The sequence below is a fragment of the Novosphingobium sp. BL-S-34 genome, assembly GCF_056857015.1.
The window spans coordinates 417,492-443,888 of record NZ_CM166473.1 but is presented as its reverse complement, the minus strand read 5'-3'; the positions used below and the strand labels follow the sequence as shown (position 1 = coordinate 443,888).

General features: G+C 66.6%; 22 protein-coding genes. 12 read left to right on the top strand and 10 right to left on the bottom strand.

Annotation, left to right across the window (positions count from 1 at the left end; translation table 11 throughout):
- The first annotated feature begins 58 nt into the window (after nucleotides 1–58).
- Nucleotides 59–1,060 carry an MBL fold metallo-hydrolase gene (locus AC1VV3_RS16065; protein WP_482962851.1) on the top strand — a complete coding sequence of 334 codons (1,002 nt, stop codon included), beginning with the start codon at nucleotides 59–61 and terminating at the stop codon, nucleotides 1,058–1,060.
- Nucleotides 1,061–1,066: 6 nt separating this feature from the next.
- On the opposite strand, the gene AC1VV3_RS16060 is transcribed toward AC1VV3_RS16065, so the two are convergent.
- The 4 genes from AC1VV3_RS16060 to AC1VV3_RS16045 all read right to left on the bottom strand — a co-directional run bounded on the left by AC1VV3_RS16060 (nucleotide 1,067) and on the right by AC1VV3_RS16045 (nucleotide 4,878).
- Nucleotides 1,067–2,137 carry a VOC family protein gene (locus AC1VV3_RS16060; protein WP_482962850.1) on the bottom strand — a complete coding sequence of 357 codons (1,071 nt, stop codon included), beginning with the start codon at nucleotides 2,135–2,137 and terminating at the stop codon, nucleotides 1,067–1,069.
- Between the two features lie 109 nt (nucleotides 2,138–2,246).
- The gene (locus AC1VV3_RS16055) at nucleotides 2,247–2,486 is read right to left on the bottom strand and encodes a hypothetical protein (RefSeq protein ID WP_482962849.1); all 240 of its coding nucleotides are present in this window, start codon (nucleotides 2,484–2,486) and stop codon (nucleotides 2,247–2,249) included.
- Nucleotides 2,486–4,069 (bottom strand): phytoene desaturase family protein, encoded by a 1,584-nt coding sequence (locus tag AC1VV3_RS16050; protein ID WP_482962848.1) that lies wholly within the window; start codon nucleotides 4,067–4,069, stop codon nucleotides 2,486–2,488. Before AC1VV3_RS16050 ends, AC1VV3_RS16055 begins: the two co-directional genes overlap by 1 nt.
- On the bottom strand, nucleotides 4,069–4,878 hold the full coding sequence (locus AC1VV3_RS16045; protein WP_482962847.1) for an SDR family NAD(P)-dependent oxidoreductase: 810 nt from the start codon (nucleotides 4,876–4,878) through the stop codon (nucleotides 4,069–4,071). Before AC1VV3_RS16045 ends, AC1VV3_RS16050 begins: the two co-directional genes overlap by 1 nt.
- A gap of 110 nt (nucleotides 4,879–4,988) precedes the next feature.
- Here AC1VV3_RS16045 and AC1VV3_RS16040 point away from each other — a divergent pair, with 110 nt between their 5' ends.
- Complete coding sequence (locus tag AC1VV3_RS16040; protein WP_482962846.1) at nucleotides 4,989–5,435, top strand: winged helix-turn-helix transcriptional regulator; 447 nt, start codon at nucleotides 4,989–4,991, stop codon at nucleotides 5,433–5,435.
- Nucleotides 5,436–5,462: 27 nt separating this feature from the next.
- Here the strand turns inward: AC1VV3_RS16040 and AC1VV3_RS16035 are convergent, their stop codons facing one another.
- The 4 genes from AC1VV3_RS16035 to AC1VV3_RS16020 are packed head-to-tail and all read right to left on the bottom strand — an operon-like array spanning nucleotide 5,463 to nucleotide 11,329.
- Nucleotides 5,463–6,467 (bottom strand): LysR family transcriptional regulator, encoded by a 1,005-nt coding sequence (locus AC1VV3_RS16035; protein WP_132266850.1) that lies wholly within the window; start codon nucleotides 6,465–6,467, stop codon nucleotides 5,463–5,465.
- A 31-nt stretch (nucleotides 6,468–6,498) separates the two neighbouring features.
- The gene (locus AC1VV3_RS16030; RefSeq protein WP_482962845.1) at nucleotides 6,499–7,419 is read right to left on the bottom strand and encodes an NAD-dependent epimerase/dehydratase family protein; all 921 of its coding nucleotides are present in this window, start codon (nucleotides 7,417–7,419) and stop codon (nucleotides 6,499–6,501) included.
- A gap of 9 nt (nucleotides 7,420–7,428) precedes the next feature.
- The gene (locus AC1VV3_RS16025; protein WP_482962844.1) at nucleotides 7,429–8,832 is read right to left on the bottom strand and encodes a sulfatase-like hydrolase/transferase; all 1,404 of its coding nucleotides are present in this window, start codon (nucleotides 8,830–8,832) and stop codon (nucleotides 7,429–7,431) included.
- Between the two features lie 22 nt (nucleotides 8,833–8,854).
- Entirely contained in the window at nucleotides 8,855–11,329 is a 2,475-nt protein-coding gene (locus tag AC1VV3_RS16020; RefSeq protein WP_482962843.1) for a TonB-dependent receptor, read from the bottom strand.
- Nucleotides 11,330–11,466: 137 nt separating this feature from the next.
- Between AC1VV3_RS16020 and AC1VV3_RS16015 the strand changes: the two genes are divergently transcribed.
- Complete coding sequence (locus AC1VV3_RS16015; protein WP_482962842.1) at nucleotides 11,467–12,606, top strand: FAD-dependent monooxygenase; 1,140 nt, start codon at nucleotides 11,467–11,469, stop codon at nucleotides 12,604–12,606.
- 79 nt (nucleotides 12,607–12,685) lie between these two features.
- Here AC1VV3_RS16015 and AC1VV3_RS16010 read toward each other — a convergent pair whose 3' ends face one another.
- On the bottom strand, nucleotides 12,686–13,345 hold the full coding sequence (locus AC1VV3_RS16010) for a TetR/AcrR family transcriptional regulator (protein ID WP_482962841.1): 660 nt from the start codon (nucleotides 13,343–13,345) through the stop codon (nucleotides 12,686–12,688).
- Nucleotides 13,346–13,495: 150 nt separating this feature from the next.
- On the opposite strand from AC1VV3_RS16010, the gene AC1VV3_RS16005 reads away from it, so the two are divergent.
- From AC1VV3_RS16005 to AC1VV3_RS15990, 4 genes are read left to right on the top strand one after another with little or no spacing between them, the layout of a single operon-like run.
- A complete protein-coding gene (locus AC1VV3_RS16005; protein ID WP_207912993.1) occupies nucleotides 13,496–14,494 on the top strand; it encodes an MBL fold metallo-hydrolase in 999 nt (332 codons plus the stop codon).
- Nucleotides 14,495–14,511: 17 nt separating this feature from the next.
- Nucleotides 14,512–16,071 (top strand): alginate export family protein, encoded by a 1,560-nt coding sequence (locus tag AC1VV3_RS16000; protein ID WP_482962840.1) that lies wholly within the window; start codon nucleotides 14,512–14,514, stop codon nucleotides 16,069–16,071.
- 25 nt (nucleotides 16,072–16,096) lie between these two features.
- Complete coding sequence (locus AC1VV3_RS15995; protein WP_482962839.1) at nucleotides 16,097–17,374, top strand: MFS transporter; 1,278 nt, start codon at nucleotides 16,097–16,099, stop codon at nucleotides 17,372–17,374.
- Nucleotides 17,375–17,403: 29 nt separating this feature from the next.
- A complete protein-coding gene (locus tag AC1VV3_RS15990; protein WP_482962838.1) occupies nucleotides 17,404–18,750 on the top strand; it encodes an MFS transporter in 1,347 nt (448 codons plus the stop codon).
- A gap of 15 nt (nucleotides 18,751–18,765) precedes the next feature.
- On the opposite strand, the gene AC1VV3_RS15985 is transcribed toward AC1VV3_RS15990, so the two are convergent.
- Complete coding sequence (locus AC1VV3_RS15985) at nucleotides 18,766–19,839, bottom strand: Ca2+-dependent phosphoinositide-specific phospholipase C (protein WP_482962837.1); 1,074 nt, start codon at nucleotides 19,837–19,839, stop codon at nucleotides 18,766–18,768.
- 231 nt (nucleotides 19,840–20,070) lie between these two features.
- Between AC1VV3_RS15985 and AC1VV3_RS15980 the strand changes: the two genes are divergently transcribed.
- From AC1VV3_RS15980 to AC1VV3_RS15960, 5 genes are all read left to right on the top strand, one after another.
- A complete protein-coding gene (locus AC1VV3_RS15980; protein WP_132266868.1) occupies nucleotides 20,071–20,637 on the top strand; it encodes a sigma-70 family RNA polymerase sigma factor in 567 nt (188 codons plus the stop codon).
- Between the two features lies 1 nt (nucleotide 20,638).
- Nucleotides 20,639–21,313, top strand: a complete 675-nt coding sequence (locus tag AC1VV3_RS15975) for an anti-sigma factor (RefSeq protein ID WP_482962836.1) — start codon at nucleotides 20,639–20,641, stop codon at nucleotides 21,311–21,313.
- Nucleotides 21,314–21,400: 87 nt separating this feature from the next.
- The gene (locus AC1VV3_RS15970) at nucleotides 21,401–21,988 is read left to right on the top strand and encodes a fasciclin domain-containing protein (RefSeq protein ID WP_482962835.1); all 588 of its coding nucleotides are present in this window, start codon (nucleotides 21,401–21,403) and stop codon (nucleotides 21,986–21,988) included.
- A gap of 349 nt (nucleotides 21,989–22,337) precedes the next feature.
- Nucleotides 22,338–24,518 (top strand): TonB-dependent siderophore receptor, encoded by a 2,181-nt coding sequence (locus AC1VV3_RS15965; protein WP_482962834.1) that lies wholly within the window; start codon nucleotides 22,338–22,340, stop codon nucleotides 24,516–24,518.
- A gap of 22 nt (nucleotides 24,519–24,540) precedes the next feature.
- Nucleotides 24,541–26,349 carry a M14 family metallopeptidase gene (locus tag AC1VV3_RS15960; protein ID WP_482962833.1) on the top strand — a complete coding sequence of 603 codons (1,809 nt, stop codon included), beginning with the start codon at nucleotides 24,541–24,543 and terminating at the stop codon, nucleotides 26,347–26,349.
- Nucleotides 26,350–26,397: the final 48 nt, after the last annotated feature.

Below are 26,397 nucleotides of genomic sequence, written 5' to 3'. Positions count from 1 at the left end.
GTTCTGCCCTCGCACTTCCGCAGGCCGTTCCTACATGGCGTGCGGAGGTCGCCCCCGCATGCCAGATCGCAATCGCTACTATACCGGACCCGTCACCGACCATTTCGACGGAACGCGCTTTCTCAATCCTGCCGGTGAGCCGGAAACCGACCGTTCCTTCGGCGATATCCTGCGCTGGCGCCGCACCGCGCCCGCCACGAAATGGCCCAAGACGATAGCCGTCACCCCCGTCGTCCCCGAAAGCCGGGTGGAGGGCCTGCGCGTCACGATGGTGGGTCATGCCACGCTGCTGATCCAGGTCGGCGGGCTGAATATCCTCACCGACCCCGTCTGGTCCGACCGCGCGAGCCCGGTCCAGTTCGCCGGGCCGAAGCGGGTGACGGCGCCGGGTATCCGCATCGAGGACTTACCGCCGATCGATGCGATCCTGCTTTCGCACAACCATTACGACCACCTCGACATCCCGACGCTCAAGGCCCTCCATGCCCGGCATGCGCCGCTGATCGTCACGCCGCTGGGCAACGACAGCACCATCCTGCGCCACATTCCCAAAGCGCGGGTATCGGCCGGCGACTGGGGCGACGCCTTCGACATCGCCCCCGGCGCACGGGCGCATATCGTCCCTGCCCTGCACTGGTCGTCACGCGGGATGGGCGACCGGCGGATGGCGCTGTGGGGCGGCTTCATGCTGCGCGTGGGGGAGCGGTTGATTTACTTCGCGGGCGATACCGGATACGGCACCGGCAATATCTTCCGCCGCCTGCACGAGGAGTTCGGCCCGCCCGATCTCGCCCTGCTGCCGATCGGCGCCTATGACCCGCGCTGGTTCATGGCCGCGCAGCACACCGACCCGGAAGAGGCGATCCAGATCATGCGCGACCTTGGCGCCCGCGCTGCCGTGGCCATGCACTGGGGCACCTTCAAGCTGACCGACGAGCCCCGCGAAGACCCCGCGCTGCGACTGCGCGCGGGGCTGGTGGAACGCGGGATCGACCCGGCCGCATTCGTCCCGCTGCTACCGGGCGAATGCGCCGCGTTCGATCCGCTCTTGGCCTTGTGAGCGCCGTCAGAGGGCGTGCTCGTCGTCCTCGGTCAACTCGCTCAGCTTGCCTTCTATCGGGCGCTTGCCGGGCCTGTCCTTGCGGAACGGTTCGAAGCTGGCGCGGTCGGCGTCGAAAGCCATGTCCCAGGGAATGTTGTCGCCCCTGAAGATCGGCGGCGCATTGTTCGACCAAAGCAGCGATCCGAACCGGAAGTCCCAGGCCCGCGGCACCCAGTTGTCGTCGAGATAGTCGGTATCGGCGTGATACTCGGCCTCGCCCGCCTTGCCGGGCATGTCGCAGTAATAGTAGATCGCGCTGGAAATGCGGTGGCGGGAGATACCGCCCGAGCTGTTCATGCTCTCGTTCTTCCAGCCCTTTCGCTCCATGATGTTGGCGCCCAGCATCACTTCGTCGATATCGTCCATGCCGAAGGCGATGTGCATGAACTTGAAGTAGTCCGGTGCGATGGGCAGGTCGCAGTTCACCCAGAAGATCGAGTGATGCTCGTAAGTCCCCCCGGCCCGCGCGAAGATGCCCGATCCCTTCGAATGATCGACGTAGCGGAAGCCGAAATGGCGTTCGTAGAATTCGAAGCTGCCGACATAGTCGGGCGAGAAGAACACGACATGGTTGATCGTCTTGGGAACCGCCTTGCTGCGCCAGATGCGGTGCTGGTTGAAGCGCGGATAGCTGGCGGGAGTATTGACCGGGCTGGCTTCCGAATGGAACGCGCGCTTGTCCCACACCCGCAGCGCCAGCGGCTGGCCGTCCGGACAGACGGCATGGACGGTGCCGTCCGCATCCCGCGTCACCGGGACTTCCCCCGCCAGGCTCGCCGCGATCGTCTGGAGATTTTCGGCGGTATCGACGCCCCAGACGGTCTCCTTGAGACCGTCTCCCGGAAAGGGATCCGGACTCGGCAAGCGGGCATCGCCGTGACGCAGGACGATAACCCGGCTGCCCGAGGCCAGACGGAACACCGCTTCGTCCGCGCTGGCGCTTTCCAGCGGCAGACCAAAATCGGTCCAGAACCGCGTGTGCTCCGCGACGTCCGCGACGCCGAACAGGACGCTCTCAACTCCCAGAATGCTCATGCTTGTTTCTATCCCGGCTGCTTGAGCCTTCCTTATGGAGGCCGCGGGCCGCGCCGAAAAACGCATGGAATGGGATCGGTGCTATCGAGCGGGCCGATGCGGCCAGCCTTCACCGGCTCTTGCGGAACAGCAGACTGACGACGAACAGGATCGTCCGCGCATCGAGCAGCTTCAGCGCGGCGCGCGCTTCCTCGGGCGTCACTTTCGCCACCATCGGCATGGCCCCGAAGATCTTGCCGCGAATGACCAGATTTTCGCCATCCCGCTCGATCCGGCGCACGGCCATCAGTTCCTTGTCCTGCGCGTCGAGGATGCGCATGACCGGCGCTTTCTTCTTGGCATCGGCCATCACACGCGCTCCCCACAGACCTTGTCGAATTCGATGTCGAGGTCGTCCATCATCTGGATCGCCGTCGCCCGGCCCGCGCCGAACACGCCGCCGCCCGGGTGCATGAACGGCCCGACGAGGTAGAGCCCGTCGATCTGCGGCACCCGGAACGAGCCGAGGTCCGGCGTCGGGCGGTGGCCCACCGACTGGTAGAAGAACGGCGCGCAGCCGTGGATATCGCCCTTCAGGAAGCTGGCCGGGCTGTCGCGTTCATGATCGACGGGGGATCGGATCAGGCGGCCGGTGATGTTGTCGTCATCAAGGTTCGCGTAGAACTTGCGGTACTGCGCCAGCGCCTTGTCGGCGATCTCTTCCTTGCGTTCGTCCCACGAAGCCGGTCCGCCGGGCCAAAGATCGTAGGGAGCGAAGTTCACGCCGTAGAACACGCCCGCGCCTTCGGGCGCGCGGCTGGGATCGAAGATCGTGTTGTCCCCGCCCGCGATCAGCCGTTCGGACACTTCGCCGCGCCGCAGCTTGTCGTACTCCAGCAGCATGTCGCGCATGGTGTAGAAGTCCATCAGCTCGGTCATCATGGCATTGGTTTCATTGCCGACCTTGAGCCGCAGCCGCTCCTTCAGCGTCAGGTGCGTGAGGTTGATCGAGAAGGTGGACTGGGTGACCCGCTCGGCACGCTCAAGCACCGGCTCAGGCGTTTCGGCCACGAACTTGCGCAGGACATGCGGGTGTATCGCGCCGATCACGCCGTCCTTCGCCATGAAAGTCTCGCCATCGATCAGTTCGAGGCCCGCTGCTTTCCCGCCCGACACGATCACCCGGCGCACTTCGGCATTACAGCGCACTTCGCCGCCGAAATGCTCGATCGCGCGGACCAGCGCGTGGGAGAGCTGGCCGGAGCCGCCCTTGGGCATCGAGCAGCCATAGGCGTGGATGATCCCCGGCATCAGGAAAGCGCCCATGCCGGTGCCCAGTTCATCGGGCATCTGCAGGTTCTCGGTGACCATGCGGACGATGTGGAGGCGCAACAGGTCGCTTTCGAAATACTGGTTCACCACATCGAGCGCGGAGCGCTGCATGACGTCCAGCAGGAAGCGCCCTTCGTCCGACTGGTCCATCATCGCCACGAAGGCGCCCATCGGGAACGGCGGGGCATAGAGGCCGGACATGAACATCGGCAGCGCCGCCATCGAGGCGGTGGCGAACTTGCGATAGGCCTCTGCATCCCGGGGCGAGAAGGCGGCGATTTCCTCGCACGTGCGGTCCAGATCGCGCCAGGATCGCACCATCGTCCCGTCTTCCCAGATCGAGGCATGGGGCAGTTCGGGATAGATGTATTCCAGGCCGAACTTGCCCAGCAGGCCCAGTTCGTCCTCGCGCAGCATCGGATTGCCCTGGATCATGATGTGCACGTTGGAGTGCTCGTCATGCCAGAAACCGGGCTGGATCAGCTCACGCGTGGAAACGCCGCCGCCGTAGTGCGGCTTTCGTTCCAGCACGATCACCTTCTTGCCCGCCTTGGCCATGTAGGCGGCGGCGACGAGGCCATTGTGGCCCCCGCCCATGACGACGATGTCGTACTGGCTCATCACTGTTCTCCCGAAAAGAAGGCCCGGAACTGTGCGATTCCGGGAACGTGGCTGGCGCAGCCGCCATCGGCGACGAGCACTTGCCCGGTAATGTTGCATGCCGCGTCGGAGGCGAGGAAGGCCACTGCCTCCGCAATGTCCTCCGGCTCGCCCAGACGGTCGCGCAGGGTTTCGGCTTCCACTGCCTGGCGCAGCACCGGCGGGAAGGCTTCGCGCAGCGCCGGGGTCATCGTCATGCCGGGGGCGACGGCGTTGCAGCGCACGCCGTGGAGGCCGTGGCTGGCGGCGATGGCGCGGGTCATCTGGATCACCGCCGCCTTGGACGAGGAATAGGCTGCCTGGATCATGTGGCCCTGCAGCGCCAGGTTGCTGACGGTGTTGACGATGTTGCCGCGCGTCTCGCGCAAGTGCGGCAGGGCGGCGCGGCAGGCGATCATCGTGCCGCGCACGTTGACCGCATAAGTCCGGTCCCAGAGCGCGGTGGCCATGTGCTCCACATCACCGTCGTTCCGGGCGATGTCGGGGCCGAGCAGCGCGGCGTTGTTGTGCAGCACGTCCAGCCGGCCGAAATGCGCGAGCGTCCGGGCGATCAGCGCCTTTATCGAGGCTTCCTGCTCCAGATCGAGAGGCACCGCAATGGCACCGGGCAGTTCCCCGGCGAGCGCCGCCGCGGCCTCTTCCGCAATGTCCGCGATAACGACCCGCGCGCCGCGCGCCGCCATCAGCCGCGCTGTCGCCGAGCCGATCCCTCCTGCCCCGCCGGTGATGACGGCCACTTTCCCGTCGAGGCGGATGGCGTCGATGGCCATGTTTCTCTCCCGTTTGCGAGCCAGCGATTGACCCTGTCCTCACTGGTCATAAAGTGGCCTTCGATGGTGAGAAGACGGCACTTTTTTGTACCCTCGGGCGGACCGGCGCGATGATGGCAGAGGCGGAGGACGACCTTCCCGCGCGGCCAGGCATCGTCGCGCTGGCGGACGACATGGCGGCGCATGGCACCGCCCGCGATGCGCCGGTGCGCAATGTCATGGGGGCGCTGGGAGACCGCTGGACCACGCTGGTGCTGCTGGTGCTGACCACCGGACCATGCCGCCATGCCGCGCTGCGCCGGTTGCTGTCGGACTTGTCCAACGAAGGCGACGTTTCGCAGCGTGTGCTGACGCAGAAGCTGCGCGCCCTGGAACGCGACGGCTTCGTGGAGCGAAGCATCAGTGCGGACGTACCGCCGCGCGTCAGCTATGCCCTAACCTCGCTGGGGAGGGCGCTGGCCCTGCAGGCGCGGGCGATGATAGACTGGGTCAATGCCAACGAGGGTTCCATCCTTGCCGCACGCGTCGCTTTCGATGCGCGCGAGGCGGAGGACTAGGCCGTCAACTCCTGGACCGCAGGCTGCTCAGCGCGGCGGCTGAGGGTGGTTCATCCGATACTCGACTTCCAGCGCGTCGCGGTCGATCCGCTGCGCGGCGAATGCCACGACATTGCCGGGTTCGTCGACCTTGCGCGCGGCGATGAGCTGGAGGCGCTCGACGATCCAGCGCAGGGCGCGGTCGTTGCTGTTGGACAAGTGCCACTGCAGAGCCTCGCGGATCGGCGGGAAATCGAACGGGATCTCCCGCATGATGAGAGGCATGTTCTGCACCACCTGCTCGGCCAGGCGCCGGTGGATCGTGGCGATCCGGTTGGTATTGATCACCAGGCCCGAGATCGAGAGGAACGTCGGCGCCACCACCTCGACGCGCCGCTGCTGCTTCTGGCGGCGCACGAACCAGTCGTCGAAGGCGGGGACCCGAGCCTTGCCGAACCGCGCCGTGACGTGGCCGAGTTCGAAGTAGACGTCCTTGGTCATCGGCCCCTGCATCGCCGGATTGCCCTCCCAGCCGACCACGACATAGTCGTCCTCGAACAGGATCAGGCTGGGGTGATCGGCGGAAATCGCGTAATCGATGGTCAGCAGGAGATCGATGTAGCCGCGTTCGAGCGCCTCGATCGGAAAGTCGTTCATCGGCTGGATCTCGAAGCGCATCTGCGGGGCATCGCGCTCGAATTCCGACAGCGCCTCGGCCAGCAGGACCTGCGTGGAATAGTCGGAGGCCATGATCCGCACTTGCCGGTCGGCCGTCATGGGATCGAAGGCCGGGGCGACCGAGATGGTCGTGCGGATCTGCTCCAGCACCGCGCGGACCGGTTCGATCAGTTCCTCGGCGCGGGTGGTGAGGATCATGTTGCGGCCCTTCACCACCAGCAGATCGTCTGCGAAATACTCGCGCAGGCGGCCCAGCGCGCTGGAGGTTGCCGATTGCGAGAGGCAGAGCCGGTCCGCCGCGAGCGAGACGCTCTTCTCGCTCAGCAGCGCATCGAGCGCGACCAGCAGGTTGAGGTCCAGTCTTCCAAAACGCATTGCCATCTCCCGCTCCCCGTTTCGCTAGTGGTTATTCCAAAGTCGAAAGGGCGCTGGCGACGAGACTAGCAGCATCGCCGTCATGCGCGAAGCCCGCATGATCCGCCGCCGGCGTGGCAAGCGGCGGCTGCGCGGCAAAGGCGGCCTCCAGCGCGGCGTCAGGCTCGTAGCGCACGAGATCGGCGGAGACGCCGCACTGGCGCGCGATCTCGGCGGCAAGCTCACCCATCGTCAGGCGCAGCGCCGGCAGCGTCACCGCGCGGGTCGGTGGCAGCAGCGCGGTATCGAGCGTCAGGGCGTGTACGAAGTTTCGCGCCGCGCATTCCAGCGATTCCGCCCAGATCGTGCCCGCGGCCGAGACCGGACACGTGAAGGCCTCGCCCGCTTTCAGGGCATGGAACAGGTTCGACATGAAAGCCGATTTCATGCCCGACGGCCCTTTCGGCCGCGCGAGGATGCCGGGCAGGCGCACCGTCACGCCGTCGATCAGCCCGCGGTTGGAGAACATCGCCACGGCATGCTCCATCATCGCCTTGTGCCCGCCGTAGATCATCCTGGGCGAAAGCGGGGTCCCGTCGTCGACATGCGCCGGCAGCGGATCGCCATAGACCGCGATCGAACTGGCATAGGCGACCCGCAAGCCCGGCGTGCGCGCGCTTGCCTCCAGCAGCAGGTCGTACATGGCATCGACGTTGATCCGCCGCGAAGCCAGAGGATCGGCCTCCGCCGCCCCGCCCGGCACGGTCGCGAGGTGGACGAGCGCGTCGCAGCCCTCGGCCAGAGCTTGCGCCCGCACGGCGGCATCGCCCAGATCGCCTTCCACCGCCTGCGCGCCGGCCGGAACGGCCCCTGCATGGCTGTCGATCCCCACGACCGCATGGCCCGCATCCAGAAGGCGGCGAACCAGTTGCCGGCCGACGAAACCGCCGGCGCCGGTAACGAGCACTTTCACGTTCTTCTCCTAGTATCTGTCCGAGTACGCCTTGCGGACGTCCTCGGAATATCCATCGACGCGGTAGGGCAGCATCTGGGCATTCCAGCCGTCCCACAGGCCCTTCAACTCGGCCAGCTTGGCGGGCTCGGCAGCAGCGCGTTCGGCGCGTTCGTGCTCGTCCTCGGCCAGGTTGTAGAGGTGTTCCTTCCCGCCGAGTTTCACGTATTTCCAGTTGCCCTGGCGCACGGCGGCCTGCTCGTTCGCCTTGAAGCGCCAGAACAGGGTGCGCGGCACCGGTGCAGCCTTGCCGATCAGCTGGGCGGAGAGGTCCACCCCGTCGAACTTGCCCGCCTTGGCCACGTCACCCCCGGCCATCGTCAGGAACGTCGGCAGGAAATCCATCGAGGCCATGACCTGATCGGAGATCGATCCCGGCGCGATCTGCCCGGGCCAGCGCATCAGGATCGGCACGCGAATGCCGCCTTCCAGCACTTCTCCCTTGTGGCCGATGAAGGGCCAGGTTTCCGAGAAGCGCTCGCCCCCGTTGTCGCTGGTGAAGACGACGATGGTGTTGTCCGCCTTGCCGGTGCGTTTCAGCGCGGCCAGCACTTTGGCGACGTTCTGGTCCATCGCCTCCACCATTTCCTTGTACTTGGCGAGATTGCCCCCGTCATAGTGGAAGGAATTGGGCAGGACTTTGGCCACCGCCGCATCCTCGCGCCCTTCCCAGGGCCAGTGCGGGGCGTTGAAGTGGAGGGACAGGAACAGCGGTTTGTCGCCTGCCCCCTCGATGGTCTTGACCGCCTCGTCGCCGAACAAGTCGGTGAGGTAGCCCTCCCGCTGTTCGGGCGCATTGTTCTGGGCAAGGCCCACGCCGACGTCCTTGCCGCCCATGACCATGTGATGCCGGAAATAGTCCGCCGCGCCTTCGACGACGCCGAAGAACTCGTCGTAGCCGTGCTGGAGCGGGCCGTGTTCGGGCGGCTCGCCCAAGTGCCACTTGCCGATCAGCTTGGTGTGATAGCCCCGGTCGCGCAGGACCGAGGCGATCGTCGGACGGTCCAGCGGCACACCGATATGCGGCGGCGCGCCGGGGCCCAGCGGTTCCTCGATACCGATGGCGAAGCGCTGGGCGTAGCAGCCGGTCAGCAGCGCCGTGCGCGTGGGCGAGCAGATCGGCGTGCTGGCATAGCCCTGCGTCAACCGCACCCCGTCACGGCCGAGACTGTCGATGGCCGGTGTGCGGATCGCATGCGATCCGGTGGCGGAAAGGTCCGCATAGCCGAGGTCGTCAGCCATGATGTAGACGATGTTCGGCGGGCGCCCCGAAGAAGGGGCCGGGCGGGCAAGCGCCCTTCCCGGCCCGGCAAGCGCGACGAGTGCGGTCGTCGCGCCCAGCCATCCCAGCACCCGGCGGCGATCGGCAGGCATCCTCGGTTCCTCGGCCATATTCTCAGAAGCTCGCCGAGAGACGCAGGCCATAAGTGCGCGGCGCGGTATAGCGCGCCACGGCGAAGCCGATGGGCGAAGACTGCGGCGTGGCGATCCGGCGCTTGTTCTCGATATTCTGGATATAGGCCCCGATCGAGAAAACGCCGTCCGCCATGCGCAGGGTCAGGTTGGCGTCGGTCAGCCAGTAGGGCCGGATCTTCTCGAAATCGAGGTACTCGAAGGCGCCGTACTGCGAGGAACGCCAGGATGTGTTGACGCTGCCGACCAGTTCGTACTTGTCACCCAGCGGCACGATCTGTTCCGCGCCCAGGTTAATCGTCCACTTGGGCGAATAGAGCAGCGGACGGCCCGAACAGTCGAACGCCAGGATCGGAGTGCTTCCGTCGCTGAGGAAGTTGCCCGTAGCGGTATAGGGGCAATTGATGTTGTTGCGCGGCGATGCGGTCGTCAGCGTCAGCTCCTTGTACTCGGTGTCGAGGTACTGGACCTTGGCGGAAAGCGTGGTGCTGCGCATCGGCTTGACCATGAGATCGACGTCGAAGCCCTTGATGTCGGCACGGCCGGCATTGTCGATGGTGTTGATAAGGACGGAATCCGGCGAAACCGTGAAGTAGTTGATCTGCTGGTCCTTGTACTTCCAGTAGAAGGCTTCGAGGTTGAGCTGGACACGGTCGTTCAGGAAGCGGTTCTTCGATCCGATCGTATAGGCCGTGATGAATTCGGGATCGTAGCTCGGATTGCCTTCGGAGAGCTGGAAGCCGCCGGCACGGTAGCCGCTTTCCACCGAAGCATAGAGCAGCGATTCCGGCGCAATGTCGAATTCGGCACCCGCCTTCCAGGTCACGCGGCTGAACTTGCCGGAATCGACCACGGGATAATAGGTCTTCTGGATGATCCCGGCGCCGTTCAGCAGCGGATAGAACTGACCGTTCGCATCGTCGGTGCTGCCGGGCGCGATATAGCCGTTTTCGATCAGCCAGTTCACCGTCTCGCCCGTCGTGGTGAAATTGGGGAAGTGAGGGAGATTGCCCGGCACCGCGCAGCCCTGCGCGAACGATCCCGGCGGGGTGACGGGCGGCAGCCCGCCGCAATAGGCGATGAAGTTGTTGATGATGCCGTTGATCGACTTCTTGTCGTGCGTATAGCGCAGGCCGCCGATCAGCCGGAACTGGTCGGTGAGATGGGCGGTAAGCTGGCCGAAGGTGGCCCAGCTGGTGGTCTTGTGGGTATAGCGCTGGATGGGCAGCACGAATTCCTGGTTGTATTCGCCGACGTTGCGGATCTTCTCGTCGAAATAGAAGCCGCCCACGACGTAGTCGAACATCCCCACTTTGCCCGCAAGGCGCGCTTCGAGACTGGCCTGGCGGTCCTGCTCGTCGTTATAGGCAGTGTTGAAGGCGGGTCCGTAGAAGTAGGTCGTGAAGTCCGTCTTGCGATAGGCTGGCAGCACCGTCAGCGTGCCGATCCCGGTTTCCAGCGTGACTTCGGCATTGAGCCCCCAATAGGTGGCATCGATCATCTGCTGGCGGTTAAGCGCATTCAGGAAGCCGAAGCCGGGCGCGCCGAGCTGGGTCTGGCGATAGGCATTGGCCGCATCCGTGTTGAAGCCCTCGGACGATCCAAGCCCCGTCGCGGGCGCGAAAGTGAAGCCGTTGGGGCCGGGCGTGAAGGCGCCGATATAACTCGATCCCGCGCCCACGCCGCCGACATGGGTATAATCGCCGCCGAAGCGGATGCTGAGCTTGTCGGTAGGCTCGAACAGCAGTTGCGCGCGGATGCCGCTGCGGTTGGCATCGTCGCTGCCGTCGCGATTGTAGCCGTCGTGGTACTGGTGGGTGGCGGCGACGCGCAAGGCGGCGTTGTCGCCCAGGCCAAGGTTGAAGAACCCTTCCGCGCCCACGGCGTCGTAATTGCCCACCGAAAGCGTGAAGCCGCCGGAATTGCGGCCGAGTTCGGGACGGTTGGGAATGATGTTGACCGCGCCGCCGGTGGCGTTGCGCCCATAGAGAATGCCCTGCGGCCCCTTCAGCACTTCGACGCGCGCCAGGTCGTAGAAGGCCGAGCCGAAGGCACCGGCCGCCCGGCCCAACACCACGCCATCGTAGCTGGGGGTGACGGCGGGATCGTTATAGCTGTTGTTGGTGATATTGCCGACGCCGCGCAGGAAGATCGAGGTGTTGGAGCCGCCGCCATTGGTCACGGTCAGCGCGGGAACCGCCTTGTTCAGGGCGTCGGCCTGGGTGATGCCCTGCCGGATCAGGTTCTCGCCGCCCACGGCATCGATGGCGATGCCCGCGCTCTGGAGCGTTTCCGAGCGGCGCTGCGCGGTGACGATGATGTCCCCGATCCCCGCGTTGTCCTGCGCCGGCGGGCTCGCGGCGGGTACCGCCTCCTGCGCCGGGGCCGGCGCGGCGGCTGCGGAAACGGCGAGCGCCAGGACGGCCAGACTCGATGAATGGATAAGTCGATTGCGCATGGCGCTCCTCCCGTTGTGTTTGTTCTTGGCCACAGGGCTAGCCAAGCCATCGCTCCCGGTCACACCGATTGTATCGATGGCCAGGCATCCACAGTTCGGATTTGTCTGGCGGAGCGGGCGCGTTACCTCTCGTCTTCATGATACGGGAGAGCATCAGCAGCATCGCCACGGCACTGGTCGTGGGCGGGGGGATCGGCGGCATGGCCACGGCCATCAGCCTTGCGGAACGCGGCGTCAGGGTGGACCTGATCGACCTCGATCCGGAATGGCGGGTCTATGGCGCGGGCATAACCATAACCGGGCCGACCTTGCGGGCCTATCGGCGGCTCGGCCTGCTGGAGGAGATCAAGAAGGCCGGCGCCATCACGAACAAGACCCGCCTGTTCCGTCATGACGGCACGCATCTCCACGATCTCGACGAACCCGTGATCGAGGAAGGTCTGCCCGCAACCGGCGGCATCATGCGCCCGGTGCTGCACCGGATCATGCAGCGCCGGGTGCAGGACCTTGCCATCCCCGTCCGCCTGGGGCTGACCGTTACCACGCTCGAAACCGACGAAACCGGCGTGGACGTCACCTTCTCGGACGATAGCACGGGCCGCTACGACCTCGTTGTCGGGGCCGACAGCGTCTATTCCACCGTACGCGAGATCGCTTTTCCCCACATGGCCCCGGCGCAGCCGACCGGCCAGGGCTGCTGGCGCATCTCGATCCGCAAGCCCCCCGGTCTGGAGGCCGGGGAATTCTTCCTGGGCCACGACAACCCCTGCGGCATCACCGCCTGCAGCCCGGACAGTGTCTACATGTGGATGCTCACGCCTCACGAACCGCGCGAAACCTTCATGGACGAAGAGGAACTCTATACCACCCTGAAGGGGCTGCTCGCGGACTTCGGCGGCAATGCCGGATGGATTCGCGACAACATGACCCGGGGGGACTGGATCAACTACCGCCCGCTCTCCGCCGCGCTCCAACCCCGGTCCTGGAGCAACGGGCGGATCGTACTGGTGGGCGATGCGGTTCACGCCACCACCCCCCATCTGGCCTCCGGCGCCGGGATGGCGGTGGAAAGCGGCGTCGTCCTGGCCGAGGAACTGGCCCGGGCAGGCACGGTCGCAGAAGGTCTGGCTGCCTACGAGGAGCGCCGCTTCGAACGGTGCCGCGATGTGATCGAAAGCAGCGTGGGCATCGGCAGGTTGCAACTGGAGCACGGCTCGCCGGACCGGCACAAGGCCTTGCTGGAAGGCGCGCTGGCGCGGCTCAACGAGCCGTTCTGACCGCGCGCGCGAGGGATGGGGGCGCTTCGGCGCCCCCCTTTCGCACAGGCACGCCCGGCCAAGCCCGGGGCGCCGTGAGTCAGGCCGGGATCGGCGGCAGCCTCATGGTGGCCAGCATCGCGTCCTCGAGCAGGGCGGGAAATTCGTCGCTTTCGAGGACGAAAGGGCCGGGCCGGTTGATCAGGGTATTGTTGAGCACCCCGTACATCACCTGAAAGGCGAAGCGCACCCGTTCCAGGCTCACGTGCTCCGCGTCGATTGCCGGCAGCGCCAGCAGGCGCTCGATATAGGCGCTTGCCAGGTTCTGGGCATTGCGGCGAAACGGCTCCCACGCCTGTTCGGCGTCGAGGCTGACCTTGAAGGCGGACCTGAAGAACGTCGACTGACGCAGATAGCGATCGACTTGCGCCTTCACCAGCCTGGGCAGAATCTCCTCGAAGGGCGCCTCGCGCACGATACCTTCCAGAAGCGGGCCCGATTCCGCGGCGGCGAAGACCATGACTGCCTTGAACAGCGTGATCTTGTCCGGGAAGCGCGAATAGAAGGCCCCCGTCGAGCAGCTTGCCGCCGCGCAGATATCGATGATGCTGACATCATCGAAGGGCTGGTTGCGCGCGATGGCAAGCGCCTCGCGAATGAGGCGATCGCGCAAGGCGCGGCTGCGCGATTGCACGGCGGGCGTCACCCCTACTTTCGCCAGGTCATCCTCGATCTCGATCGCCACCGCCGCCTCCGTCATGGACAGAGGCATTGCCGATAGCGCGCCGCTTGTCCACGCTTCGATAAACCGAATGAGATTCGCATTCTGGTTGACTCGCTCTGAGGGGCGATGTTAGGCGAAGGCCAACAAGCCCGATCAGGGCTGGATCCCAGAGTGGAGAGGAGTTTCATGAATTTCGCGTCGCGCATCCCCATGCTCAACCGCCGCGGCCTGCTGCAGGCGGCCATGACCACCGCTGCCGGCGGCCTGCTGGCCGGTTCCGCCTCTTCGCTGCTTGCCCAGCCGGCCAGCACCGCCAAGGCCTCGGCAAAGGGTGCGAAGCTCGTGCTGCTCGGCACCAAGGGCGGTCCCCGCGTGGGCGGCACCCGCTCCAACCCGGCCAATGCCCTGGTGGTGGACGGCAAAGTCTACGTCATCGACACCGGCATGGGCGTGACGGCGCAAATCGTGAAAGCCGGGCTCGGCCTTGCCGATATCCGCGCGATCTTCATCTCGCACATGCATTCGGACCACCAGCTCGAATTCGGCAATCTCGTCTACAACATGTGGGCCGCAGGCGCGCTGCGCAGCCCGGTCGACGCCTATGGCCCGGTGGGCATAGAGGCGATGGCGGCGGACTTCTGGCGCCTCAATCACATGGACATCGCCACCCGCATGTCGGACGAGGGCCGCGTCGATCCCGCCACGCTGCTGCGCGCGCATGATTTCGCCCCGAAACAGGGGCCGGTCATGTCTGACGGCGGCGTGAAGGTCTCCGCCTTCACCACTCCCCACCCCCCGCTCGACAACCTGGCCTATCGCTTCGAAACGCCTTACGGCAGTGTCGTCTATTCGGGCGACACCGCCTACAATCCCGCCCTGGCCGATTTCGCCAAGGGCGCCGACGTGCTGGTTCACGAAGTGCTCTACGTCCCCGGCGTGGACGAACTGGTGAAGCGGGCCAACGGCACTCCCACTTTCCGCAACCACCTGATCGAGAGCCACACCACCGCCGAACAGGTCGGCCGGATCGCCGCCCGCGCCGGAGTCGGGAAGCTGGTGCTCAGCCACTTCGTGCCCGGCGACATGGAGTGGATCACGGACGACATGTGGCGCAGCGAAGTGGCCAGGCACTTCAAGGGCGAGATCGTGGTCGGCCGCGACCTCATGGAAATCCCCCTCGGATAAGCCGCGAGAGGACGATCATGCGCAACCGGACTTTTCCGCTGCGCGATCGGGGCCTCACCGGATGCGTGACGATCGGACTGCTCTTGCCGGGCTGCGCTTTCGCAGCCACGGGCGATGACGTGCAGCCGGTTCCCGCGCAGACGGTGGTCGCCGCGTCGCCGCAGCCCGTCATTCCCGCTGGCACCCCGGCACGCGATCCGCTGAAGTCGCCCTATCCGGCCGAAGCGGACGGACAGGGGCCGCGTACCGGCCCCAACTACATGATGCTGCGCGGGGCGGAAGACTGGCGCTTCCTGCGAAGCCAGAAGGCGAAGCGGGAATGGGCCTCTCCGCTCAAGTTCATTCCGCTGGCGGCGGACGGCGACGTCTCGCTGACCCTGAACGGCGACCAGCGCGCCAGCGTCAGCCTTTCCACCCGGCCCCTGCTTTCCGACACGACCAACCGCGTGGAAGTGCTCTCGCGCACGACCCTGGGCGCCGATCTCAGGATCGGCCCCGCGGTGCGCTTCTACGGCGAACTGGCGTCGGGCCGGATCTTCGGGAAGAACGAGAACCGGCACATAGCGATCCAGCAGAACGACCTGATCGTCCAGCAGCTCTTCGCCGAAGTGCGCGCGCCGGTCGGCTCGGGCACGGCACGGGTGACGGTGGGCCGGCAGGAGTTCTTCGACGGCCCCCGCTTCATCATCAGCCCGCGCGAAAATCCCAACATCCGCGTCTCGATGAACGGCGCCCGCCTGTCGATGGACTGGCGGCGGTTCCGCTTCAGCGCCTTCCACTTCGTGCCGACCGAGCAGGGCACCGGCCTGCTGGACGACAAGATCGGCAACGGCGAGACCCTGAGCGGTATCTACTCCAGCTTCGTGGTTGCCGGCGGCGCGCCCAAGGGCCGCACGGCGGTCTACCTCGATCCCTTCTACTATCACTTCGAGGACGACGACCGCACCCTCGGCCGCCTTTCCGGGAAGGACCGGCGCGAGACCTACGGCGCGCGGCTCTGGGGCCGCCTCGGCCCGGTCGCCTTCGACTGGACGGCGATGAAGCAGGACGGCCGTTTCGGCGCCCGCGCCGTCGATGCCTGGGCCATGAGCACCAACCAGTCGGTCGCGCTGGCCAAGGGCGCCTCGTCGCCCCGGCTCGGTTTCCATGCCGATTATGCCTCGGGCGGCGGCACTTTCGACAGTTCGGGGAAAGTCGGCTCGTTCAACTTCCTCTACAACGCCACGATCATTTTCAGCGACGACAACTACCTGGGCGCGGTCAACCTGATGGGCGTGGCGCCGACGCTGGTGGTGCCAGTGACGAAGACATTCTCGCTGACCGGCGAAACCGGGTTCTACTGGCGCCCGGACCAGAACGACGCCGTCTATCGCGGCAACTCGCAAGTCTACGCCGGCACGCAGAACGTGGCGGGCAAGCATGTCGCCAATGTGGCCCGCCTCAAGGCGAACTGGGCGCTGAACCCGCATGTCGCACTCACCGGCTTCGTAAATTACGTAGACGCCGGAAAGGTCTTACGCCGCGCGGGTTATGGCGATAACCTGTTCGTCCAGACAATGATGACCCTGCGGTTCTGACGCGGTGGCCGGTTCCGCTTTCCCGATGGTCGCATCTGCCGGGACGGGGGCCTGCCCCCCGTGGCGCGGCCGGGCGGCGGGAGACGGTGTGCGGGTGGTGCGGTCCAAGGGACGCGAACGGCAAGTGGTCCTCTACTGCGCCATGGCCCTGTTCGTCAGCGGCTATGCGTTTCAGGCCCTGAGCTTCTCGATGCCCGGACTGGTGCATGACTGGCAGCTCGAAAGCGCGCTGATCGGCCCGCTGCTGTCCTCCGCGATCTTCGGACTGCTCCTGGGCTACATCTTCGTCGCGCCGCTGGCTGATCGCGTGGGCGAAAGGCCCGTGCTCTGCGGGGCCATGCTGGGCCTGGCGCTGGCAACGATGGTCTGCGTGGTCGCGCCGGGGTTCGAAGTGCTGTTCCTCGGCCGGGTACTGACCGGCATCGCCATCGGCGCCGCCCTGCCCAGCGCGGTTTCCATCGCCAGCCAGCACGGACGCATGCGCTGGCGCGGCGCGCAAGTGGTGGGCATCTATGTCGCCTTCTCGCTCGGCTTCCTGGCGGCGGGGCTGGTGAGCGGCTGGGTCGTCCCCCGCTCCGGCTGGCGCGCGCCCTGGGGAGCGACCGTGCCCCTGGCCCTGCTCATCGCCGCGATGCTCAGCGCGGCGCTGCCCGTCGAGGAGATCAAGCCTCGGAGCGCCAGCCCCCTCGCCGCCCTCTTCGCGCCGCGCCTGCGCGCCGGAACGGTGCTGTTCTGGATCATGTTCTCGATCGGGCTGGGCCTGTTCTACGCGCTCCAGTCCTGGCTTCCGCTGCTGACCGCGCGCGAAGGGCTGTCCTATTCCAGCGCCGTCGCGGCAACCAGCATGTTCACGCTGGGCACCGCGCTGGGCGCCTTGCCGATGATCTGGTGGGCGGACCGCATGGGCCCGTTCCGCGCCCTCGTGGCGATGAGCGCGGTGGGGCTGACCGGCATCGTCTTCCTCGGCACTTTCGCGGCCAGGGGCGGCGCGCCGTTCCATGCCGCCGCCATGCTGGCCGGGGTGGGCATCGGCGGCGGGCAGAAAGGCATGATCGCCGCCGCCTCGCTGTTCTATCCCCCCGCCGCGCGCGCAACCGGCCTGGGCTGGGCACTGGGCCTGGGACGGATCGGCGCGGCCTGCGGACCGCTGCTGATCGGCTACCTGACGATGCGCGATGTCGAAAGCGGCACCGCGCTGCTGTGCCTCGCGCTGCCGGTGCCCCTGGTCATGATGGCCGCGGGGTGCCTGGAACGAACCTACGGCCGGATCGACCGCGCCGTTCACCATCCGCCGTCGCTTTAGGGCGTAAACGCGCAAGACCGGACATGACGATGACCAGAGATCCCCAATCCATCCTGTCGCCCCAGACTATCCTGTCCAAGGGAACGATGCGACCCCTGCAAATCGCGGCAGTGACGCTCTGCGTGCTGCTCAACGCGCTTGACGGGTTCGACGTGCTGGCGATCAGCTTCGCCTCGCCGGGCATCGCCTCGGAATGGGGGATCGACCGGGCCGCCCTCGGCCTGGTGCTGTCGATGGAACTGATCGGCATGGCGGTGGGCTCGGTGGCGCTGGGCAACCTGGCCGACCGGATCGGACGGCGGCCGACGGTGCTGGCCTGCCTCGTCATCATGGCGGGCGGCATGGCCATGGCGACGACGGCCAGTTCGGTGGTGAACCTCTCGATCATCCGGCTCGTCACCGGGCTGGGGATCGGCGGCATGCTGGCCTGCACCAATGCCCTGGTGGCAGAGTTCTCGAACGACCGCCATCGCAACCTGGCGGTGGCGATCATGGCGGCAGGCTATCCGATGGGCGCCATCGTCGGCGGCTCGATCGCCACCGGCCTGCTGGCGACCGGCCACTGGCGCGACGTCTTCATGTTCGGCGCGGTAGTGACGGCAGTGTTCCTGCCGATCGCTTGGTTCCTCCTGCCGGAATCGATCGGCTTCCTGCTGCAGAAGCGCGGCCCCGGCGCGCTGGAGCGGATCAACGCCACCTTGCGCCGCCTCGGCCACGAAACCGTCGACGCGCTTCCGCCTGCGCCCCTCACCGCCGCCAGAGCGTCCATCGCAGAGCTTTTCGCCCCCGGCCTCGCGCGCAGCACCGTCCTGCTGACGCTCGGCTACTTCTGCCACATCATGACCTTCTACTTCATCCTGAAGTGGATCCCCAAGATCGTCGTGGACATGGGCTATGCCGCATCCAAGGCGGGCGACGTATTGGTCTGGGCGAATGTCGGCGGCCTGGCAGGAGCTACGCTGCTGAGCCTGCTGACTTACCGGATCGCGGTGCGCAAGCTGGTGATCGTGGCCATGCTGGCCTCCACCGTACTGGTTTCGCTGTTCGGCCAGGGACAGGAGACCCTCGCCGGACTGGCGCTGATCGCCGGAGCGGCGGGCTTCTGCACCAATGCCGGCGTGGTCGGCCTCTACGCCCTCTTCGCCAGGGTCTTCCCCACACAAGTGCGCGCGGGCGGCACCGGCTTCGTCATCGGCATCGGCCGGGGCGGTGCCGCGCTCGGCCCGATCGTCGCGGGCTTCCTGTTCAATGCCGGGTTCGGCCTGTCGATCGTCGCCGTGCTGATGGGCATGGGCTCGCTCGTCGCGGCAGGAGCATTGCTCCTGCTGCGCGAGCGGGACGACCAGCCCTCGGGCGAGCCGTCCGCTCAGGCCTGAGAGGCCTCCAAGCCCTCACCGAACCGAGGCGAGGTCCGCCGTGCAGTCCGCCAGATCCTGACCGGCAAGCCGCACCGCATTGCACCGAACCGGCGCGCCGCCCGGCAGCGACACGCGGTATCCCGGCAGGCGCGGGTCTTCCCAGAGATAGTCGGTCGAGATGTACTGCGCGCCGCTCGCCAGCGCCGCGCGCAGACGCGCCAGCGTTCCCGCGCGCGCTTCCCATGTATCGGCATCGGCGCGGGTCCGCACCATGAACCCCGCCTTCACGTCGCGCGCGATGCGGTCGGCCTCGGCGATGGGATCGTTGAGGGTGAGATAGGCGGCGGCCGGGGAGTTCTCATCGGTATTCACGAAGAAGACCCGCCCTTCCAGCGACTTGCGCTTGCCGCGGTAGATCGCGACTTTGGCTTCGTGCTCGTCGAGCGCGAAGAAGATCTTGCCCCGCGCCGCGGCAAGGCTGGGCCAGTTTCCAGCCAGCACGCCCTCGCGCAGGGTCGGATAGCGACCCTGAACGTCGTCAGGCAGGATCAGTTTCCCGCGCGGGATGACCGAGAGAATCTCGCGGTCCAGCGCGTCGAAGGCCTTCTCGTCGAAGCGCAGCGCCGCCTTGCCGTGCTCGGGATCGGCGTCTTCCTTGGCATTGAACATCAGCATGATCGGCGCATGATCGGGATGGGCGTCGGACCAGTCGCGGACCTCGGCAAGGCAGGTGACGAGCCGTTCGCAGCTGCTGGCCGCATCGCTGAAGGCCATGTGCAGCACCTTGAAGCCCGGCTTCAGCAGTTCCGCGTCGGCGGCGCCCTTGGCGTAGTAGCCGCCCGCGGGGTCGTAGTTGACGTCGATCTCCAACTGGCGCGCGCCATGGTCGAGCTGCTCCGACAGGGGGCGGTGGGAATAGTCGAGCGCCATTTCCAGTTTCTCGCTTTGCGCCGCGATCCGGGCGCGGACGGCATCGCTCATCGCCTGCTTGTAGCTATTGTGCGTGCCAACGGCCTGGATATCGTTCATCTTCGGCGCATGTGCAGGAACAGGGGCAGGCTGGGCGGCAATCGCGGCGGCGGCAAGGACGAGGACGGACAGGGTCATGAAGGCTCCGAAAAAATGCCGGTCTGGCGCAAGGCCCCTTCCCGCCTTCGGTTACAGGCATTTGACGAAGCGCGCAGATCGGCGCGACAAGGCGCTGAAATTGCGGATTGCGACAAGGGTGCATCCGCGCGCCGGCCCGCTGCGTATATCATGCGAATTCGCCCGGGAGCCCGGGCAGCCAATTGCGCCGTCGGCCGTTGATCGGGGAAGGCTTGAGGTCAGGACGGACGGATGAGAGAAACAGCCGTGGCAGACGAGCGGGCAAGACTGGTTTCGGCCATGGACCTGGCCGCCGCCGGCGATCCTGCGGGTTTGCGCCGGGTCTACGACATGACGTGCGCGAAGCTTTTCGGCATTTGCCTGCGCATCTGCGGAGACCGGGAGGCGGCGGAAGACGTGCTTCAGGACGTCTACGTCAAGGTCTGGCGCCGCGCCTCGGCCTTCGATCCGGCGAAAGCCAGCCCGATCACCTGGCTCGCCGCCATTGCGCGCAATGCCGCGATCGACTGGCGCCGCTCCGACCGGCGCTTCGACACGGCGCCCGAGGGTGTCGTGGAAGCCATTGCCGATGAAAGCCCGCTGGCGGATGCGGTGATCGAGGGAGACGACGAGCACCGGCGCTTGCGGCTCTGCCTGGAAGGGCTGCAACCGCAGCAGGCGCAGGCGATCCGCCGCGCGTTCCTGGAAGGGCTGACTTATCAGGAACTGGCGGAATGCACGGATACGCCGCTGGGGACGATCAAGAGCTGGATCAGACGGGGAATGCAGAAATTGAAGGATTGCCTGGGCGATGGTTGAAATGCCCGAAGATCAGGATCGCGACGGCCTGGCGGCCGAACTTGCGCTCGGCCTGCTTGACGGCGCTGATCGCGCCGCCGCCTTGCGCCTCTGCCTGAGCGACCCGGCCTTCGCGCGGCGGGTGGAACAGTGGCAGCTCCGGCTTTCGCCCATGCTGACCGCAGTTCCCGCCGCCGAGCCTTCATCCAGGGTGTGGAACGCCATTGCGGCGCGGATCGGCGCGCCGGTCGCCGCGGCTCCGCGCGGGCTGCGTGCCTGGCGGGCCACCGCGCTGGGCGCGGGCGCCCTTGCCGCCAGCCTGGCGCTGTTCGTGGCGATGCGACCGGCACCCACCGTTCCCGACGGCAGCATGGCGGTGTCGCAAATGTCCGGCGCGGAAGGCGGCGCGATCATGGCCGTCGCGTTCGATCCCCGCCGCGGGGTCCTGCGCTTCGACGCCGGTTCTCCCACCGGCACCGGCAAGAGTCCGGAACTATGGGTTATCCCGAAGGACGGCGTACCGCGCTCGCTGGGGCTCATTCAGGCCGGACGCGCCGAAATGCCGGTCGCCGATCCCATGCGGCCCTTCCTGAAAACCGGGGCTACGCTGGCCATCACCATGGAGGATCCGGCCACCGCACCGCACCAGGCGCCCAGCGCCGCGCCGGTCATGACCGGAAAAATCTCGGAAATCTGATCGCCTCTGCATCCGGGCCGTTCGATGCACCGTATCTGGAGCGCATCCCAGGAAACGGAATGCGAAACGGAAGAGAGGATGTCAGACATGCACGCCCTACCCCGCACGCTTGCAACCGCATTCACCGCCGCCCTGTTGCTTTCCGGCGCCGCCTCGGTCGGCGCCAAGGCACCCGCCGACAAGGCGATGGCCGGCAATCCGATGGTCGGCGGCGCTGCCATGTATTCGACCAAGGACATCGTCGACAATGCGATGAATTCCAAGGATCACACCACGCTCGTCTCCGCCGTCAAGGCTGCCGGGCTGGTGGACACTCTCAAGGGACCGGGGCCCTTCACCGTCTTCGCACCCACCAATGCCGCCTTCGCCAAGCTGTCCGCCGGAACCGTGGACATGCTGATGAAGCCCGAGAACAAGGCGATGCTCACCAAGGTCCTGACCTATCACGTCGTGGCCGGACGGATGACCGCCGCCGACATCGCCGCCAATGCGATGGCGCACGGCGGCAAGGCCATGCTGACCACGGTGGAGGGCGAGAAGCTCACCGCCTGGAAGGACAAGGCCGGCGCTTGGTGGCTCACCGATGCCAAGGGCGGCAAGTCCAGGATCACCATCGCCAATGTCATGCAGTCCAACGGCGTGATCCATGTCGTCGACACCGTCCTGATGCCCTGACACCCGTTTTTCCGCATGGGGCCGACTGACAAGAGTCGCTGCCTCATGACCCTCTCCCGGTCCCATGGCCGGGAGAACCACACCGCCGCGGTCCTTCGGGTCGCACGATCGACATAGCGGCGCAGTTTCAGGCCCGTGACCGAGGTTATTCCCCATAACTTCCGGTCGCGGGCCTGAGCTGTAAGCGGGCGCTGCAAAAGGGACCGGTGGCCGCGACGGCAACGGGGTCACCTCCGAATTTTAAGTGATGTTGCAACATATCATTGACGCACGAAAGCTGCACTGACAGAAGCCCCTCCGTCAGGAGCGTTTGCGCGCTTCCGCCGCAACGTCACTACCGGGGGTCATCATGTTTCGTTTCGCCAAGGACGGCCGCCTGCTGGCCGGAACCCTGCCGCTCGCCTTTGCGATGGCGCCCTTTCCCGTCTCTGCGGAAACGGTCGAGGAGGAGCAGCGCCGGGAAGAAGAGGTTTCGGGCGAAGAGCGCAGCGACGCCATTACCGTCACCGGCGTGCGCCAGGCCTATCGCGGCGATTTCGCCTTGTCCGAAATCCCGCAGTCGATTGCCGAAATCGATGCCGAGACCCTGCAACGCAACACCATCCAGCGGCTCAGCGACGCGCTGGACCTCAACGCATCGGTCGCCCGTCAGAACACGCTCGGCGGGCTGTGGGACGCTTTCGCCATTCGCGGCTTCACCGGCGACGAGAACATGCCGAGCGGTTATCTCGTCAACGGTTTCAACGGCGGACGCGGCTTCGGCGGCCCGCGCGACGTGGCCGGGATCGAACGCGTGGAAGTGCTCAAGGGCCCGGCGGCTGCCCTCATCGGGCGCGGAGAGCCGGGCGGCACCATCAACCTGGTGACCAAGCAGGCCGAACTGGGCCGCTCTTACGGCACTGCCTCGGTGCAATACGGCAGCTTCGACCGGCTGCGCGGCGAGGCGGACGTCAATCTGGCGCTGACCGGCGGCCTCACCGCCCGGCTGATCGGCTATGCCGAGGACGGCGACACCTTCCGCGACCATGTCCACCAGAAGCGCTGGGGCTTCCTGCCGTCCATCGGCCTCTCGCTGGGCGAGCGCACCCGCCTGACCTATGATTTCGAGAAGAGCCGGGTGGAAGTGCCGTTCGATCGCGGTATCGTGGTTCTGGACGGCAACTTCCACACCGTTCCACGCTCCCGCTTTCTGGGCGAGCCGGGAGACGGAGACACGATCGCACGCGCCACCGGCCACCAACTGCGCCTTCAGCACGAGCTTGGCGGCGGCTGGAGCCTGCTTGTCGGCGGCAGCATCCGCAAGACCCTGCTGACCGGCTTTTCCTCCGATGCGGAAACGGTGGCTTCGCGCCAGGCGGTCTACAGCGATGGTCGCTCGCTGTCGCGCCAACGACGCTCGCGTTACTACGATGCGGACCATTCCGTCGTCCGCGCCGAACTCGCCGGCCTGTTCGATACGGGCAGCCTGCGCCACCGCGTCCTCATCGGGGCCGACTACGACTCCTTCACGTACGACCAGGTGTTCCGCCGCTTTCGCCCGCCGCTCCTGGCATCGAACCCCGGCGCAGCGGCAGGCTACGTGATCGACATTCTCGATCCCGTCTACGGACAGTATCCCCTGCCCGCCACCGCCGTCATCACTGACAGGGTCGACCGGCAACGCGCTGGTGGCTCTTATGTCCAGGACCAGATCGAACTGACCGATCGCCTGCAGGTTCGTCTGGGCGGGCGCTACGACAGCGTGACGCTGGAAACCGACAACCGCCTGACCGCCACCCGCAGCAAGCGGACCAAGGGGCGGTTCAGCCCCCAGGCCGGCCTTGTCTACAAGCTGAGCGCGCCGGTCACGTTCTATGCCGCTTACGGCCAGGGTTTCCGCGCCAATGTCGGCACCGACGCGGCCGGGCTGATCTTCGATCCCGAGACCAGCGAGTCCCTGGAAGCGGGCGTGAAGCTTTCTCTGCTGGGCGGCAAGCTGAATGGAACCCTGGCCGTGTTCCAGCTCGAAAAGTCCAACGTGCTCGCCAGCGACGCCAACAACCCCGGCTTCTCGGTCGCGATCGGCAAGGCCCGCAGCCGCGGCGTGGAGCTGGACCTTGCCGGGCGGCTCCCCGGCGATTTCGACCTTCTGCTGAGCTATGCCTATATCGATGCGGAGGCCCGTTCGAGCGTCCTCGACCCCGCCTATTCCTTCCAGGTCAATCCCGGCGATCCGCTGGCGAACATCCCGGACCACAACGTCAACATGCAGATCGCGCGCACATTCGCCATCGGTTCGCGCGAAGCGACACTGGGCGGCGGCGTGCAGCATGTCAGCCGGCGGCGCGGCGAAACCGGCACCGATTTTACGCTGCCCGCGCATACGCTGGCCCGCGTGTTCGGCGAGCTGGAACTGACGGAAACAGTCGCGCTGTTCGGCAGCGTGACCAATCTCTTCGACGCGGACTGGTACGCCAACAGCTATACTCCGCTCTGGGTGCAGCCGGGCGCCCCTCGCACCGGCACCGTCGGCCTGCGCGCCCGCTTCTGAAATCCTCCGGGAGACCCTCCTCATGCTGAAGACTTCCCTCGCCTTCGCGGCGCTCTCCATGCTTGCCTCGCCCGCACTCGCGCAGCCTTCCGCGCAGGCGAGCCACGCGCCGCCCCATGTCCTGCCCCCGGCACTCGCCTGGTCGGGCGCCAGCGAGAAACTGGTCGCGCGCGAAGACGACCCCTGGATCACCCCTGCCGAAGTGTCCGACTTCGCAGCCACGCCGCGCTACGCGGAAGTGCGCGCCTGGCTCGAACGCCTTGCCCAGGCGTCGCCGCTCATTGCACTGGAGACATTCGGCAAGACCGGCGAAGGGCGCGACATGCTGCTGGTCCGCGCGAGCAAGGGCCCTGCCGCCGATGGCAAGTCCAAGCCCGTGGTCCTGGTCCAGGCCGGCATCCACGCGGGCGAGATCGACGGCAAGGACGCCGGCCTGATGCTGCTGCACGATATCGCCCTGCGCGGCAAGGACCGCCTGCTGGACAAGGTGGACCTGGTCTTCGTTCCGATCCTCAACATCGACGGCCACGAGCGCATGAGCGCCTGGAACTTCCTCCATGTGCGCGGGCCGGACGAAAAAGGCACCGAGGGCAATGCGCGCGGCATCAATCTCAACCGCGACTATGCCAAGGCCGATGCGCCTGAAACCCGCGCGATGATCGCCCTGCTACGGCGGCTCGATCCGATCCTTTACATCGACTGCCACGTCAGCGGCGGCTTCGACATGCAGTACGACATCACGTTCACTTATGCCGGGTGGGGCCGCTATGCGCGCCACCGCGCGACGGCGGACTGGCTGGAGCAGCGCTTCGGTCCCGGCGTCACCGCAGCGCTTGCCAAGGCGGGCCACACCCCCACGATCTACCCCAGCCCGATCGACACGCGCCGCCCGGAGAGCGGCATCCGCCAGAGCCCGGAAGGGCCGCGCTACTCGACGGGTTATGGAGACTTCATCGGCGTGCCCACGGTGCTGGTCGAGAACCACATGCTCAAGCCCTATCGCCAGCGGGTGCTCGGCACTTACGTCCTGCTGGAAAAAGCGATGACGCTGGCGGCGCAGGATGCCCCCGCCATTGCCGCGGCGAAAGCGGCGGACCGTGCCGCCCGCCCGGAAACCCTGCTGACCCGCTGGCAACCGGCGAAGGAGCCGGTGGGCTGGGTCGAGGGGTTCAAGGGCGTCGCCTTCGAAAGCTATGCCTCGCCCGCTTCGGGACGGATGGAGCAGCGCTGGACCGCCCGGCCGAAGAGCCTGCGCATGCCGATCGTCGGCCAGGAGCCGGTGGAAACCGTAACCCTGCCCAAGGCCTGGCTGGTGCCGGCCGCGCAAGCCGAAGTGATCGACCGCCTGCGCCTTCACGGGATCCGCATGGAAATTCTCGAACAGGCCCGCGCGCTGGAACTGGACCGGGTGCGCCTGAAAGATCCCGCCCTCCAGGCCCCGCACGACGGCCGGGTGCCGCTGCAGGCGAGGTTCGAGCATGCCCGGGCAACAGAGACGGTGCCCGCCGGCACCATCCGCGTGCCGTCCGACCAGCCGCTCGGGCTTCTGGCCGCGGCCCTGCTGGAGCCGGAGAGCCAGGACTCGTTCCTGGCCTGGGGCTTCTTCCCCGAAGTGCTTTCCCCGCCAGCGGGAAGCGAGGACTTCGTGCTGGCGCCGATCGCCGATGCGCTGCTGGCCCGCGATGCGCAAATCCGCACCGCTTTCGAAGCGCGGGTGGCAAGCGATGCTTCCTTCGCGCAGGACCCCGAAGCGCGGCTGGAATGGCTGATGGAGCGCACGCCGGCGCCCAACCGGGAAACCGGGGTCTATCCGATCCGCCGGGAGACCTGATGCAGCGCCGGGGCCGACGGGTTTGGAGCGCGGACGCGCCCGCCCTTC